14 protein-coding genes are annotated in these 16,037 nt (G+C 47.7%); 9 read left to right on the forward strand and 5 right to left on the reverse strand.

Annotation, left to right across the window (positions count from 1 at the left end):
• Nucleotides 1-24 precede the first annotated feature (24 nt).
• From gpAD87_RS03635 to gpAD87_RS03645, 3 genes are all read right to left on the reverse strand, one after another.
• Nucleotides 25-849: a carbohydrate ABC transporter permease gene (locus gpAD87_RS03635; protein ID WP_064636313.1), complete on the reverse strand. Its 825-nt coding sequence runs from the start codon at nt 847-849 to the stop codon at nt 25-27.
• A complete protein-coding gene (locus tag gpAD87_RS03640) occupies nt 850-1,722 on the reverse strand; it encodes a carbohydrate ABC transporter permease (protein ID WP_063567257.1) in 873 nt (290 codons plus the stop codon).
• Between the two features lie 113 nt (nt 1,723-1,835).
• A complete protein-coding gene (locus gpAD87_RS03645; RefSeq protein ID WP_064636315.1) occupies nt 1,836-3,137 on the reverse strand; it encodes an ABC transporter substrate-binding protein in 1,302 nt (433 codons plus the stop codon).
• A 176-nt stretch (nt 3,138-3,313) separates the two neighbouring features.
• Between gpAD87_RS03645 and gpAD87_RS03650 the strand changes: the two genes are divergently transcribed.
• Both gpAD87_RS03650 and gpAD87_RS03655 read left to right on the forward strand, forming a co-directional pair.
• Nucleotides 3,314-5,194 (forward strand): cache domain-containing sensor histidine kinase, encoded by a 1,881-nt coding sequence (locus gpAD87_RS03650; protein WP_064636317.1) that lies wholly within the window; start codon nt 3,314-3,316, stop codon nt 5,192-5,194.
• Between the two features lie 11 nt (nt 5,195-5,205).
• Entirely contained in the window at nt 5,206-5,958 is a 753-nt protein-coding gene (locus tag gpAD87_RS03655; RefSeq protein WP_231952436.1) for a response regulator transcription factor, read from the forward strand.
• Between the two features lie 52 nt (nt 5,959-6,010).
• On the opposite strand, the gene gpAD87_RS03660 is transcribed toward gpAD87_RS03655, so the two are convergent.
• Nucleotides 6,011-6,640 carry a YfbR-like 5'-deoxynucleotidase gene (locus gpAD87_RS03660; RefSeq protein ID WP_064636321.1) on the reverse strand — a complete coding sequence of 210 codons (630 nt, stop codon included), beginning with the start codon at nt 6,638-6,640 and terminating at the stop codon, nt 6,011-6,013.
• 251 nt (nt 6,641-6,891) lie between these two features.
• On the opposite strand from gpAD87_RS03660, the gene gpAD87_RS03665 reads away from it, so the two are divergent.
• Nucleotides 6,892-7,599 (forward strand): metal-dependent hydrolase, encoded by a 708-nt coding sequence (locus gpAD87_RS03665; RefSeq protein ID WP_064636323.1) that lies wholly within the window; start codon nt 6,892-6,894, stop codon nt 7,597-7,599.
• 150 nt (nt 7,600-7,749) lie between these two features.
• Here the strand turns inward: gpAD87_RS03665 and gpAD87_RS03670 are convergent, their stop codons facing one another.
• Nucleotides 7,750-8,823 carry a M42 family metallopeptidase gene (locus gpAD87_RS03670; protein WP_063567263.1) on the reverse strand — a complete coding sequence of 358 codons (1,074 nt, stop codon included), beginning with the start codon at nt 8,821-8,823 and terminating at the stop codon, nt 7,750-7,752.
• Nucleotides 8,824-9,439: 616 nt separating this feature from the next.
• Here gpAD87_RS03670 and spoVAC point away from each other — a divergent pair.
• The 6 genes from spoVAC to gpAD87_RS03700 all read left to right on the forward strand — a co-directional run bounded on the left by spoVAC (nt 9,440) and on the right by gpAD87_RS03700 (nt 15,935).
• Nucleotides 9,440-9,943 carry a stage V sporulation protein AC gene (gene spoVAC, locus gpAD87_RS03675; RefSeq protein WP_063567264.1) on the forward strand — a complete coding sequence of 168 codons (504 nt, stop codon included), beginning with the start codon at nt 9,440-9,442 and terminating at the stop codon, nt 9,941-9,943.
• On the forward strand, nt 9,940-10,956 hold the full coding sequence (gene spoVAD, locus gpAD87_RS03680) for a stage V sporulation protein AD (RefSeq protein ID WP_063567265.1): 1,017 nt from the start codon (nt 9,940-9,942) through the stop codon (nt 10,954-10,956). Before spoVAC ends, spoVAD begins: the two co-directional genes overlap by 4 nt.
• A gap of 3 nt (nt 10,957-10,959) precedes the next feature.
• Nucleotides 10,960-11,310, forward strand: a complete 351-nt coding sequence (spoVAE, locus tag gpAD87_RS03685; protein WP_053781314.1) for a stage V sporulation protein AE — start codon at nt 10,960-10,962, stop codon at nt 11,308-11,310.
• Between the two features lie 207 nt (nt 11,311-11,517).
• A complete protein-coding gene (locus gpAD87_RS03690; RefSeq protein WP_063567266.1) occupies nt 11,518-12,474 on the forward strand; it encodes an AAA family ATPase in 957 nt (318 codons plus the stop codon).
• Between the two features lie 3 nt (nt 12,475-12,477).
• Entirely contained in the window at nt 12,478-13,725 is a 1,248-nt protein-coding gene (locus gpAD87_RS03695; protein WP_090809897.1) for a DUF58 domain-containing protein, read from the forward strand.
• Entirely contained in the window at nt 13,722-15,935 is a 2,214-nt protein-coding gene (locus gpAD87_RS03700) for a transglutaminase TgpA family protein (RefSeq protein WP_064636326.1), read from the forward strand. The genes gpAD87_RS03695 and gpAD87_RS03700 overlap by 4 nt, the downstream gene beginning before the upstream one ends.
• Nucleotides 15,936-16,037 lie beyond the last annotated feature (102 nt).

The following is a 16,037-nucleotide window of genomic DNA, read 5'->3' on the forward strand; positions in this document are numbered from 1 at the left end:
TTGAATTTTCATTTTGGATACATCTCAACCCTTAACCGCCCCTGAAGTCAGACCACCCACAATATATTTTTGCCCAATCAGGAACACGATCAACACAGGCAGGGAAGTAAGCACGATATCCGCACTCACCAGATTCCACTGAGCACTGAATTGTCCGAAGAAGTTATACACAGCGAGCGTCATCGGCCACATCTCGACGGTATTGAGCATGTAGAGTGGAGCGGTAAACTCATTCCAGACACTCAGGAAATTAAGAACAAAAACCGTAACCAGGACAGAGGTTAACAAAGGCACAATAATTCGGAGAAACAGCTTGATCCCATTGCATCCGTCCATGATCGCTGCTTCATCCAGTTCTTTTGGAATATTGGATACAAACGCATATGTGATGAATAGCGAGATCGGAATACCCATCGCGGTATAGAGCAGAATCATGCCCACATGCGAATTAATCATGCCCAGCGACTTCATGACCTCCATTAATGGAATGTAGTTCAATGGCAGCGTAATGCCCAGAATAAGAAAGAAATATAGGAACTTGCTTAACTTCGAATAATTTCGTGATAACGTGAAGGCAGAGAACGCCACAACAAACACCAGCAGCAGGGAAGAAGCCGTTGAATGCAGCAGACTGTTGAAAAAGGAACCACCCAGGTGTCCCTGCTCATAGACGATTTTATAATTTTCAAAGATGAACTTCGCGGGTAGGGTCAGTTTGAGCACTTTGGCTTCGGCATCGGACTTAAATGAATTCAGTACAATGACGACAAAAGGAATCAGGACCACCAGGCTAAGAAGCCAAGCGAGTACATTTAATCCGATGGAAACCAGCCGTTTTTTCACACGCATCTAGTATTCCACCTTTCGGTTCATCAAGCGGATGATGAAGAAGGAGATGACAGCCATAATGACAAACAGAATCGTAGATAATGCACTGCCAAGTCCCCAATAGCCTTTAGCAAAAGAGGAATACACCGCTGTGTTAATCACATCTGTAGCGTTGCCTGGTCCACCATTGGTCAGTACATATACCGCATCAAATACCCGCAGCCCATACGTAATATTGAGTACCGTGGCGATGGTAATTGTCGGCATCAGCATCGGAATCGTGATTCGAAACAGCTTCTGCCAGAAGCCGGCACCGTCAATCGATGCCGCTTCATAATAATCCCGAGGAATGGCGAGAAGTCCAGCAATGAACAGCACCATAATGTACCCCATGCCTTTCCACGTATCCACCGCCATAATAGATGGCATTGCCCAGGTCAGGGAGCCCAGCCAGTTCTGGGCCAGAACGTCCAGCCCCAGCGAACGCAGTGTCACGTTAACGAAGCCGTTGTTGGGATCGAGCAGGCTTTTGAAGACCAGGCCGACAATCAGGAACGAAAGGACTTGGGGTGAAAATATGATCATCCGGTGCAGATTGGCGGCCTTCACACCGCTGACCAGCAATAGAGCTAGGAATAGGCCCAGAACCGTCTTGGCGATCGAAGTAATCAGAGTGAAAAGGACTGTATTCTTAATAAAAAGTAAATACGTTGGATCACCCGCCAGAATGGTTCGGAAATGCTCCAGACCGATAAAGTTTTTCTCCGAACTGTAGCTGTTCCAATCGGTGAAGGAATAATAGATGCCCAGCAGGGCGGGAGCGACGATGAACAGCAGATACAGCACAATCGCTCCAGATGAGAAATACCAGGGATAGATCTTATTTACATTCATAAACTGTTACACCTGTCCTTCCTGCCAAAATGCATGAGTGCATGGTGCCTTACCTCGCTGCATTATAATGGTGGTTAGCCACATGCTCATGTGTTTACCCAGAATATGCGCTGTTATTGCCACGCATCATCTTTCAGCACTTTGGCTTGTTCAGCCCTGCGTTTATCAATATTTTGCAGAATCTGATCCGGGGTCATCGCTCCAGCGAACATGCCGGAAAGATCCTTGCCGATATCCATCCATTGCGGATCAATATACTTCACAGCGGCCTGCATGACCGTACCTTTCTCATGATTTTTCTCATAATCGATATAGTCCTGTGTCAGCTTCGGTTCAATTTCAGGCCAGCAGATGGTCAGATTGCCTTCACCACCATCGAATACACGCTGCAGATGATCATGCTCCGTAATCCACCGGAAAAACTTCAGTACCTCTTCCGGGTGCTTGCTGTTTTTGTTGCCAAACATCGCAGCCGAACCACCCGGATTCACACCAATCGTCTGATTATCGCCCCATGGCATCACGAAAAATCCCATATTGTCCTTCATGTCTGGATACGCCTCAGACACTTCCTTTTCGGTGCCCGGAACTCGAAGCAGCATCGCTGCCTTCTCCTGACCAAAGGCTTCAATGCCAGCCTCGACCGTGTTGGACAGAAAATCCTTGCCGAAGTAACCCAGGTCCGCAAATTCCTTTAACTGTTCAATGACCATCTTGAGCTGCGTCAAATCCGCGACCTTCATCTCATTGTTGTTCAGCTTCTCGTACGTTCCCGGCGCAGCTTGCTCATAGTTTGGACCGGTTTCGAACAGAGGCAGCACCTGATACCATCCGCTGGCAGGAGCCTGATAGAACGGAATGATGTCCTTGTCCTTGATTTTCTGGCTGATCGCCTTGAACTCGGCGTAGGACGTTGGCGGCTGGATGCCGAGCTCTTCAAAGATGCGTTTGTTATAGTACACATACCATATTTTCGATGGTGCAAAAGAAACCCCGTACACCTTCTCTTTATAGCTAACCGTTGGTAAAATCTCTTCGGACATGCGTCCTGTAAATTCCTCATTGGTCAGATCAATTGCATTTTCCTCAGGTCTTACGTTGGCAGGCATGCTAAGTGGATCCACATCGACATTAAAAATATCAGGAGCTTCGCCGGAGGCGAGCTTCACCTTAATCAGGTCACGCCACTGGGCATCAGGGACCACCTGAAAGTCAATTTTCACACCCGTTTCCTGCTCATATTCTTTAGCCATCGTTTGCATGATACCCGTACGTGGAATGCCGCTCTGACTTGTTCCGAACGTTAGTGTTACCTTCCCTGAACCTTCGGAACTTTCACCGGAGTTGCACCCGGCAAGAAGCAGGCTGGACAGCAACAGCGCACCTACGAGGGATAATAGAAATCGTTTTCTCATCAATGAACCTCCCATGGAATAAAGAATAATAGATCTTGCCGAAACGCTTCATGTAAGCGTATTCTTATGTGAATAACTTTACGCGGAACGAAGAATGCGCTCAATAGACAAAAGCGTTCTGTTGGGTGGACATTTTCGAGTAAGTTGCAAGACATCATCCGATAACGAGGTGTGAGATGGTTAAGTACCGATTCAGAACGCTTCAGCAAAGTCTGTTTGCCTACTACTCTGCAGTCTTTATTGTATTTTCATTGATTGTGGCCAGTCTCTTGTATGTTTTTCTTGCCAATGACATTCGTAGTCGAAGTGCCGAACAGCAGAAACAGTTGGGGAATTCGATGGTAGGCAATCTGGATCAGGAAATCGTCAAAATGAATAATTTCTCCATGAACATCGTATATTCCAATCTGGTCAAGGAGCACTTCAGTCACTATTTATCTCCAGCGGAGGACAATGAACAGACGCTGACAAGTGACCCGGCGTTTTACAAGGATACAACAACGCTGATTGATGTCATTCTGGCGATCATTAGCAGCTCTAACACAGCCAAACAAGCCAATATTTATGATGTGAACGGTAAAATGCTGGGGGCCGGTGCGTTCAATGGACAGCTGTCCGTAGATCTGACCCAAAGACCATGGTACGAGGAAACGTGGGCGCGCAATGGCTGGCGTGTCATAAGTTTACTGGATGGTGGGGCATTACCGATGCCAACAGGGCAGGGGGAGTCAGGTAAACCATATCTTTCCCTTACCCGGGTGTATAAGGATGGAAATTATGTCTCGCAAGGAGTAGTGGAAATTTTGCAGGATGCAGGAACCGTGTTCCAGCATTTAAACGATGTGCAAGGGGGGAACGAAAATCTGAGCGTCTATGTATTGAATGAACGTAATGAGCTTTTATATCCTTTTTTGTCCAATGAACATCCGTTAAATGCAATCCATTCCGACGTTGTTAACTTGATTCGAAACGATCAATATCCACCAGGAACGATGCAAGAAGTGGTAGATCCCAATGGAAATTCGAAGCAAATGATGACCTACATGACCTCGCAAGAGACCGGTTGGACGGTTATCGTGATGCAGTCCAAACAATCCCTGTTTGCGAATCTGAATCGCATGGCTTTTCTGTTCATGGGGGCAACTTTAGCTACCTTGATGCTTATTTTGCTCCTCTCATACCTGATCTCCAAACGTGTTACCTTACCGCTCCATCGTTTGCAGCGCATTATTCAGAAAACTGGCGTCCACGATCTGACCACGGGTCAGGACTCTGGTCAGTTGTTCAAGTTGGAAGTTCCGGGTTCAATCCTTGAGATGGATGAGTTGAATGATACCTTTATCCAATTGAATCAACAGCTTGTGCAGTCTTTTCAGGACATGCTGGCGATCAAATCTCAGGAAACGGATGCCAGGTTGCTGGCGTTGCAGTCCCAGATGAACCCTCATTTTCTGTATAACAACATTACGAACATCAGCATCATGGCGGAAGAGGGCATGAATGAACAGATCGTTGCGTTCTGTGGTCACATTGCATCCATGCTGCGTTACATCTCTGCTCCGAACAAAAGCGGTGTTCCATTGGAAAAAGAAATCGACTACTGTGAGCGGTATTTGGAGTGTATGAAAATTCGGTTCGAAGATGATCTGCTTTATGAATTCCATGTTCCGGACTCGATGAAAAACCTTCAGGTGCCCATGCTGCTGATTCAGCCTTTGCTGGAAAATGTCATGAAACATGGACTACGTGATACGCCACCCTGGAAGCTGCATATCATTGGAAAGCTGGACACCTTGCAGGAAACCTGGCTAATGACAGTGGAAGACAACGGACCTGGCATGGAACCCGAGGCGCTTACGCTCATCCAGCAGTACATACAACAATCACAGGAATGGGAGCGTATGCCTGAACTTGAGATCAACGGGATGGGATTGAAAAACATCTGGATCAGACTCAAATTATGGTATGGCTCCGCGGCACATATGCATATTACGAATAAACCTTCTGGCGGCGTCAGCATTACGATTGGAGGTTCCATTCGAAAGGAGCACAGTTAAAACTCATGGTGATGACATATAGAACTATTATTGTGGAGGATGAGGCGTTAATTCGCCGTAACGTATCCCGGAAATTCAGCGAGCTGGGCACACGGTTTGAGGTTATAGGTGAGGCTAGGAATGGACAGGAAGCATTGGAACTGATTGAACATACGGTGCCTGATCTGGTCGTTACCGATATTCAGATGCCCGTCATGAATGGTCTGGAACTGGCGAAACATCTGTATTTTGCCTATCCGCATGTCAAGATCGTGATCCTGAGCGGCCATCATGAGTTTGAGTTTGCACGTCAGGCGATCAGTTACAAAGTGGAGGATTATTTGCTTAAACCCCTCACAGAAGAACAGCTTCGATCGCTGCTGGATGCAATGGAATTAAAACTTGGCAAGGCAGGGGATTCGCTGGCACATGTCAGTGCAATGCTGGATGAACAGGTGAGGCCGGAGGACATCGCAGAGGCAGTCAAATTGTATCTGAAACAGAACTATATGCATGAAATTACGTTGCAGGACATGGCAGGACAGATGCATTTTAGTGTAGATTACCTGGGGAAGTGTTTCAAAAAGGTGACGGGTGAAACCCCGCTCAAATACATGACAGGGCTTCGAATCAACGAAGCAAAACGCATGCTCGCGGCCTTTGAAGATATGGATATCAAGACAGTAGGTAAAGCGGTGGGATATAGTGATTCCCATTATTTTAGCCGTATATTCAAAAACAAGACGGGACTGTATCCCAGCGAGTATCGCCAAAGGTTACAATAACGAAAAAAAGCCCTGTCCATGGCTCTTGAAGAACCACGATGACTGGAGCTGATTATTGTGACAAAGCATCTTCCGTGATTTGACGGATATCAAATGGCGACCGGTTGCCTTCCTCAATGATGTCAGGGAGAATATGTTCGAGGAAATAGTGCACACAGTGGAGGTCAATATTTTTGATTTTGATCAGGGCATATCGGTACATCACGATAAATTCCTTTTCTGTATTACCACGCTGCAGTTCAGCAAACGCTTCGTACACCTGATCCATTTTGTCTGCCACTTCCAGAATAAGACCTTCGACAGAATTGTCTTTGCCTTCACGCAGCTGTCTACGGAAAATCGGCTGGAACTCTTCAGGAATATTTTCGTTAATAAAATGCTCAACCATGCCTTCTTCTACCTGCTGCAGCATCGAACGAAGCTCCAGTGAATAATGTTTAACCGGCGTTTTGATATCACCGATGAAGATTTCACCATAATCATGACTGCTGGTGATCTCGTAAAGCTTCTTCCAATCGATGGCGACCCCATGCTGTTCCTCAATATCGGCCAGTGTTTTGGCATATTGCACGACTTTCCAAGAGTGGGCGGATACGCTGTGTTCCTCGAACTTGAATTTCCCCGGCGTACGAATAATGCGTTCGAGATCGTTGAGTGATCTAAAGTACGTATGAATTCCCATATAAGTAATCATCCTTTGTTGGTTGGGTATGAACCGACTATACACCAGTGATGTTAACACAGGATTAACGCCGTATGAGGTAATGGTAAAATCAGTTCAACTGTTAGTCTGCCCATAGATCCGATGGTAATTACATGGTGTAGAGTGAGTAAATTAAGAAATGCGAACTATTGTTCTTATATTGTTTTCGTTGTAATATCTGGAGTGGACGGTTTATGTTCCCTATTTCTTCGAAAGGAAGTTTTTGCACCATGATGGGAAGATCCCACCTGATTATCGGGACCACTTTATCCCTCTCTGTTCTGCAATTAGCCGGTATGCCTGTGACTGCACCGGCGGTTACCGTGGCCCTGATCGGTTCGCTCCTACCAGACATTGATGAGCCGAATTCGCTATTGGTATCCAAGGCATTGCCGAACAGCCTCATTCGGCTGTTACAGACAATCCTGCTGCCTGTCGCTGTATTTGTGTACTTCTATGTACAGGCAAAACCATGGAATCTGCTGCTCGCCATTCTGATTGCAATGGTATCTTTTCTACCATCTCGTTCCCTGCGCAAAGTGTTGATGTTTGCAATCGGATTGGGACTTGTATTCTATGGGCATGCATTCGCACCATGGAATCTAATTGCTGGCAGTCTGTTAATGTTGTGTACCACGTTAACCCACAGGGGATTGACACACACATTATATGGAACCGCCGTATGGACTGGGTTGCTCTACAGTACAACTCATTTGCAGGGGCCTGAGATCTGGGTAGCCGGAGGCACAGCCTATGTCATGCATCTATTGGCAGATTCGTTGACGAATCGCGGCATTCGTCCATTGCCGCCACTCAAGTGGCGTATAAGAATCAATCTCATGAGTACGGGCACGAAACATGGTGCCGTTGTGGAAAATGTGTGCATTGTGCTGGCTCTTATTTTGGCCTGGATTGCATTCTCCCCTTTATTTCTGTAAACCAAATCATGCCAGCTTCTGCTTATGCAGAGGCTGGCATTTTGCAATTCATCACTACATCTTAATTTCACCTTCATCTTTAGGAGGGTTTTCGTGTTCTGAACATCAAAAAAGATGCCCTGAAAATCAGGGCATCTTCTATAGAAAAAGTTACGCGTTTCCGATAATCGTGTTCAGTGTTGTCTGATCCAGACCCTTCACCAGTTTCACGAGCAACTCTTTTGCCGCATCATAGTCATCCGTATGAATGATGGAAGAAGAAGTATGAATGTAACGGGCGCAGATGCCAATTACCGTTGAGGGCACACCGATACCGCTCAAATGAACCGCTCCGGCATCCGTACCGCCAGGAGAGATGAAATATTGCATTTTGATCTGATTTGTTGATGCTGTGTCCTGAACATATTCAACAATACCACGATGGGTAAACATGCCCGGGTCGAAGATACGTAGTAAAGCGCCTTGTCCAATATGTCCGAATGATTGTTTGTCTCCTGTCATATCATTCGCGGCACTGCAGTCCAGTGCAAAGAAAATATCCGGTTCAATCAGATTGGCAGCCGTGCGTGCACCACGAAGTCCCAATTCTTCTTGGACTGTTGCACCGCAATAAAGGGTGTTTGGCAATTTTTCTTTATGCAATGCTTCAACTAGCTCAAGTGCAAGTCCTACGCCGTAACGGTTATCCCATGCTTTTGCCATAATTTTCTTCGGATTAGCCATCGGAGTGAACTCACAGATCGGCACGATCTGCATGCCCGGGTGAATGCCCCAAGACTCTGCTTCTGCACGGTTATCCGCACCAATATCCAAGTACATATGGTTAAGATCAACCGGTTTATTACGCTGGGATTCATCGAGTAGATGAGTAGGTGTTGAACCAACAACCCCTGTAATCCGGCGATCCGGAGTGATGAGTTCCAGACGTTGAGACAGCACAGCCTGACTCCACCATCCACCGAGTGGGCGGAATTTGATCATGCCTGTTTCCGTAATGCCTGTGGTCATGAAACCAACTTCGTCGAAGTGACCTGCAACCATGACTTTGGGTCCGGACTCCTCTCCCCGCAATACGCCAAAAAGGCTGCCCAAGCGATCCTGGACAAATTCATCCGTATAAGGAGACATTTGTTCTTTCATCCATCCGCGAAGCTCGCGTTCAAACCCGGAAACGGAAGGGAATTCCGTTAACGTGCGAAACATTTCCAACGTTTTTTGATTCATGTGTCGACAACTCCTCTGCTTGTATGTAGATCAGGTCTCAGCAGAACGGCTGCCGGACTGTTGTCCTTCGGAAGAGAAGAACGTTTTATTTAACCACTGGTCACACTACAGTATGAACCTTGCGCAAGTAATTGTCCATGGTTATGTCACGTATCTCAGGCATGAATGGTTGCTCGTTTAATGTTTCATCGGGCCATTAAATCCGCACCAAGCACAGTCGCCAAGCAGCTGCATTGAATATGCATATAGTAAGGAACCGTTTTGCTTAACCAGTATTCCATAAGGTATTTAATGACCCACTAATTTCACTTGCCTCACAACAGGAAGGAGCTGGGACAATAGATGACGCCACCCGATGAAGGCAATGAAACCATCCTTTGTATCGTCCTTTTTATTTTGCTCGTGATCATTCTGCTTTATTTATAAATTTCACAGACCTCTGATCCGGCGCTGAGCGACTCATCTCATTCGGCAGCATCATCGTGCTGGAAACATATGCTGTCTTTCGCCGGATACATAACTTTCCCAACCTTAACAAACAATGAATACAGGATTACACACAGTACATGCAGTCACATCTGTTGACTTATTTTCATTTCAAGGGAGGTTCTGTATCTTGCCAGCTCAAACTAAGGGTAGTAGTAAAAAATCATCATCATCCCTGTCCATCAGTGAACAGGAATATAAAAAAGTCGCCAAAAAACATGAGCCTGCCCGTCCAATCTGGACGAACTGTATTAAGGCATTCTTCGTCGGCGGATTCATCTGCGTCATTGGACAGGCTATCCAGGAAGCGTTTATGGCCGGGTTTGACATGACTTCGAAAGAAGCTGCCAGTCCAACCGTTGCGGTTATGATCCTCATTTCAGTCATCCTGACTTGCCTCGGTGTCTACGATAAAATGGCACAATGGGCGGGTGCTGGAACGGCTGTCCCTGTCACCGGGTTTGCCAACTCTATGTGTTCGGCAGCACTGGAGCATCGCGCCGAGGGACTGGTACTTGGGGTTGGTGCCAACATGTTCAAGCTGGCAGGCTCAGTTATCGTGTTTGGTGTCGTTGCTGCCTTCATCGTGGGGATTGTATATGCCATCCTCGGCTTCGGAGGTGGACATCTATGAAACGCTTGGGCCAACAAACCTGGCAATTTGAGAACCGTCCACGGATTATCGGCAGGTCGGCAGTCGTAGGACCGGATGAAGGCAAAGGGCCTCTAACATCAGATTTTGATTATGTGTATGACAATTTGGAGATTGGGGAGAAAACCTGGGAAAAGGCAGAGCGCAAGCTTCTTGAACAGGCTTCCCAAATGGCATTAATCAATGCGAATATCACAAAAGAAGAGCTTCAGTTCTTTGTTGGTGGAGATCTGATGAATCAGATTATAAGTAGTTCCTTTTCTGCCCGCAAGTTGGGTGTACCCTATCTGGGGGTATTTGGTGCCTGTTCAACGTCGATGGAAACGTTGGCTCTCGCCTCACTCATTGTGGACTCGGGCGCAGGGGATTATGTACTCGCGGGTACGGTGAGTCACAACTGTACGGTGGAAAAGCAATTTCGTTATCCAACGGAATATGGTTCCCAGAAGCCTCCATATGCGCAGTATACGGTCACCGGATCTGGCTGTGGTGTGGTTTCTCGTACCGGCGAAGGTCCTGTAGTTACCAAAGCGACTATTGGCCGAATTATGGATATGGGCATCAAAGATCCGTTTAACATGGGATCCGCGATGGCGCCTGCGGCAGCGGATACTATTGTTTCCCATTTTCGGGATACAGGGTTGGAACCCGGTTATTATGATCTCATTGTGACAGGCGATCTGGCATCCGTGGGACTTCCCATTACCAAAGAATTGCTGCAAAAAGAGGGTATTCCCATGGAACAGACGGTTTTCAATGACTGCGGATTGATGATTTATGATCGGGAGAAGCAGCCTTACGTTGTCGCTGGAGGCAGTGGCTGTGGATGTTCTGCAACGGTGACTTACGGTCACATTTTGAACCGGATGCAAAAGGGTGAACTCAATAAGGTATTAGTGGTCGCTACCGGTGCATTGTTGTCTCCACTTTCATATCAGCAGGGCGAGAGCATTCCTTGTATTGCGCATGCCGTAGCCATAGAAAAGGAGGGATAAAGGATGCAGTTTTTATGGGCATTTATTGTTGGCGGGTTGATATGTGTCGTGGGACAACTTCTGATGGATGGTGTCAAACTGACTCCTGCACATACGATGAGTACACTTGTTGTGGCTGGTGCGGTTGCGGATGCGTTTGGGCTGTATGATCCACTCGTCAAATTTGCAGGGGCAGGAGCTTCCATCCCCATTACCAGTTTTGGTAACTCCCTCGTGCACGGGGCATTGACGGAACTGGAGAAAGAGGGATGGATCGGTGTCATTACGGGGATATTCGATTTGACCGCGGCGGGTATTTCCTCAGCGATTATCTTTTCTTTTCTCGCGGCATTGGTGGTTCGGCCGAAAGGGTAACAGAGCATGGCAGAGCTAGCCATTATATATGGAATCAGCAGAGGCTTCGGATAACTTCTATCCGGGCCTCTTTTTGTCGTAATCATGCGATAACTGCGGTGAATCTGACGGCTGGAAACAAATTATGAGTTCCTTCGAGTGTACTCGCGCCCTTGGATCATGTACAATAAAAGGAAATCTGTATGCTTTTTTAGGAGGTTAGACCACATGCCTGTGCGCAAAGAGTCGATCCAAATCATATCAGCAGTTCGTTCTAATCTGGAATCATGCATAATGGGGAAATCCTTTGAAATTCAACTTTTGCTCACAGCTTTGCTTGCAGGCGGACACGTTCTGATTGAAGACGTACCAGGAACAGGCAAGACGCAGTTGGTTAAAGCGTTATCGAAATCCATGCGCGGAGAGTACCGCCGCATTCAATGTAATCCTGATATTTTACCAAGTGACATCACGGGGGTATCCGTGTTCCATCCACGTGACGAGCGCTTTTACTTCCGTCCGGGTCCGGTCATGACCAACATTTTGCTGGCAGACGAGATTAACCGAGCAACTACCAAAACGCAGTCCGCTTTGCTGGAAGTCATGGAAGAGCGCAGTGTGACGGTAGATGGCGATACGTATGATCTGCCTCATCCATTTATGCTCTGTGCAACCCAGAATCCAATCGATTTTGAAGGAACGTACACATTGCCGGAAGCGCAATTGGACCGGTTTATGTTGAAAATAAGTCTGGGTTATCCCGACAAGGATATCGAGAAAACGTTGCTGAAGCAGCATCAGTCGGGTCAGCCTGTTGATCGGCTTGAATCCGTAACCCATATGGATCAGATATCAGCCATTCAACAGGAAATCAAGGAAGTATTCATCGGTGATCCGGTCATGGATTATCTGCTTGATGTGGTTCGCAAAACTCGCTCCCACCCATCCGTATTGCTGGGCGCCAGCCCGCGGGCAGCCATTTCATTTATGATGGCCGTGAAGGCTTTTGCCTTTTTGCAGGAACGTGACTACGTGCTTCCGGATGACGTGAAAACGATGGCACCTTATGTCATCTCCCATCGGATCGTGCTGCGTCCCGAATCGAGACTGGACAGCATGAGCTCCGAGGCTGTATTAAAATCCGTACTTCAACAGGTTCGAGTGCCCGTCTCCATGGGGCAATAATTGATGAAGCCGCTTTTGAGTACAGTCAGAAGGGGAATACGCCACCCCCGCGTATGGAGCATCGCGGCGGTGTGGATGTGCTGTTTGGCTTATGTTTTGTTCCAGGGCGGGAAGACCTCCCTGATGCTGCTGTCGATGGTGACTCTGATTTGTATTTACCTTGCGATTGCTGGTTTTAGCGGTGTACGTCGTACTCATGGCGTGCGCAAGCTCTCTTCTGGTCAGGATCATGAAGAGCTGCTGCATGCCGGTGACCAGGTACAGGTGCAGTTAAGCCTGAACATCCCGGGATTTCTGCCACTTCCTTATGTGGTTGTACGCGAAATGCTGCATCGCCATAACGGCGAATCCTGGTCTTTCAAAGAAAGCCTCATTCCGAGCATGCGAGGGTATGGTGAATTGTCTTTTCAAACCCCGCCGCTGGAGCGGGGAAAGTATGTCTTTTCAGAAACGGAATGTGCCAGCGAGGACATCTTTGGTCTGATCGAACATCGGGGAACGTTCAAAGCTAAAGGGGAATTCCGGGTGTTGCCGCGGACGGTATTTATCCCGTACTGGCAGCTATATGATCGCAAATCACGGTTATCCGGTCCACAGACGGCCTTGACCCGCTCGCGCAGGGAAACGACCCAGATTAACGGCGTGCGTGACTACGTTTATGGCGACCGACTTTCCCGCATTCACTGGAATGCAACGGCAAAGACGGGAACGTGGAAGTCCAAGGAATTTGAACATGAGTCGGTTCCGAAAACGATTCTGGTGCTGGATGCGCTGTCAGGCAGCTATGAACATGGTGAGGCCTTTGAACTGGCTGTGTCCACGGCTGCCTCGCTGCTGGAGTATGGAACAAGAGAACGAATGGGTATGGGGCTGCTGACACTGTCGGAGAAGACATCATTTTTTGCTCCCAGTGAAAGTCCGATGGAGCGGCAGAAGATGATTCATCATCTGGTAGATATCCAATATAACGGCCAAGAGAATCGGCTGCTGCCCGGTGTTGAGAAGATGTCACGTCAGTTTCCTCAAGGCGCGTATTTTGTAGTGATTTCTCCCCAGAAGGATGAAAAAGTTCTCGAACTGCTCCGATGGGCCGACACACGGGGGATGACCCCTTGTCATATTCTGATTGAACCCACTGATTCCCGCCGGAGTTCCGAGTGGAATGCGATGCTGCGTGGAAGAGGTACAAGATCCTTTACCGTTTCCCATTTGCAGGAGCTTCCAACGGTTATGGGGGGAGGTAGTGTATGAGTACTAAAGGCAAAGAGCTGACAGTGGGGAGAAGATCCTGGTATCATGCGGCTTCGTTACTCTGGATTTTCCTGATTGGCATGCAGTGGATATCATTCACACAGGAATCCTGGTATACCGAGACCACTTCATTGGTGCTGTGGACGCTCGCAGCGGTCAGTATTCTGGAAGTGATTCTGCCTTTCAAAATAATGATTCGAACTATAATCAAGGCGGTTGTCCTTGTATATATTTTGCATAAGACATTAATCGATTACACCGTTTATATTCCTTACGGCACGTTAATGGAGCGTACAGAGCAATTTGTGCTGCACCTGGCACCTTACATCTGGTTCTCCCTGTGCGCGTGGGTGATGCTTGAAGCTGCCCTGCGCCTGGTGACTACAACGCGCCGAATTCTCGTTTTTCTGGGCATTAACATTATCTCGATGGGAATTCTCGACTCCTTTACCCAGTTTCCACTCTGGATTGAAATCGCCTGGGTTATGTTTGCAGGAATGGGATGGCTGGTATGTCAGCACTTCCGTAATTTCCAACTGCAATATCCACAAGGGTGGAAGCGAATTATCCGACATCCCTACAAAATTCTGGCCAACATTGCCATCATATTCTCTTTGATTATCGTAGCCAGTGTGAATATGCCGGAAGTTCCTCCTACCTTGACGGATCCTTATACCGCGTGGCGTAACTACACCGGAAGTTCGGGGAGTCAGACAGGCAACGGCACACTGGACATTCCGACAGCTACCGAGTCAGGGTACAGCAGGGAAGACAACCAGCTTGGCGGAGGGTTTAACTTCGACTATACACCTGTCATGTCTGTCACTACCAATGAGCGCAGTTACTGGCGTGGTGAGACGCGGGCAGAGTATACGGGAACAGGCTGGGATGATCGCGGACGAGGTGCGACAGAGGATGTTGAGGCGGGACAAGCACTGGAGAATGATGAACCCGGAAATGTAACCACCAAGCAAGTCACTCAGAAAGTGACGATGTTGAATGATAACGTGTATCCGATCCTCTTTGGAGCCTATTCCATCTCGAAAGTCACATCTGTCAATGGTGAGGCAAATTCAGACCGGATGTTATGGAATCCAGAGCAGGCAGAACTTCATGTCGTAACAGACCGTCAGCAACCGCAATATCCAAAGACGTATACGATTGTATCGGAAGCGCCAGTTATTGTGGAAGATGAACTTCGTACCAAATCTTTTGATGATCTGTATACGAGCAATCCGGCAGATGATATGTACCTGCAGCTGCCATCCAGATTCCCAGATCGGGTGACGGACCTGGCCACTGAAATTACAGCATCGGCAAATACGCCGTATGAAAAAGTGGCATTACTGCAAAACTATTTACAACAAAATTTTGATTACACAAACAATCCGGATTTATCCCGAAAAGTAAGTAGTGACTTTGTTGAAGGATTTTTATTTGACATTCGTGAAGGGTATTGTGATTATTTCTCGACTGCACTGGTTATGATGGCGCGCTCCGAAGGGATTCCCGCTCGTTGGGTGAAAGGGTACGCACCTGGACAGCTTTCGCTGAATTCAGACATGCAGGCCCCGCGCCAACCTGGAGCTGAGATCGAGACAACGTACACTGTAACGAATGCAGACGCGCATTCTTGGGCTGAAGTTTATTTTGGCGAGTATGGATGGATTCCGGTTGAAGCGACGCCGGGCTTTGACATGCCGTTGCTCACGGAACAACCGGATGTACAGCCGGTAGATGAGCCTGAAGAACAACCTGAAGAGGAACCGGTAAAAGAGGAAGAGCAGACTCCTGCGCCTGAACAGGCTTCATCCAGTATCCCGACTTTTGTAATCTGGGCTGCGGGAGCCATCATCGTATTGTGGGTGGCTTATATGTTCTGGCGAAATCGCCTCTCGCTTCGATTCTTCGTGCTTCGTCTCCGGACAGGTGGACCGCTAACCCCTGAACAAAAGGTAGTGGCAGAGACCGAACGCTGGATACGTTATGCGAAGCGCAAAGGATTGACCCGAAGCGGGGACGAGACACTTCGTGAATCGGTAACCCGCTGGAGCCAGCTGAAACCAGCTGCAGCAGCGACATTGCATGAACTTCTAGCGAAGTTTGAACAGACTCGTTATAGTCCAGCTTCTGTAACTGCAGACGATTGGAAGGCCGTCTATCAGACTGCTTCGAAGCTGCGTAAGGAACTTAAAGCGGAACGGGCATAATGTCGCCCGTCCCGTTTTTCCTTTTTTCCTATACCGTGAGGCGCTGTATGCATTTTCAGGAAAGACGGATTTGTGATATAGTGTGTCGTATGAAACTGAGGT

Source organism: Paenibacillus sp. AD87, from assembly GCF_001659845.1.
Lineage (GTDB): Bacteria > Bacillota > Bacilli > Paenibacillales > Paenibacillaceae > Paenibacillus > Paenibacillus marchantiae.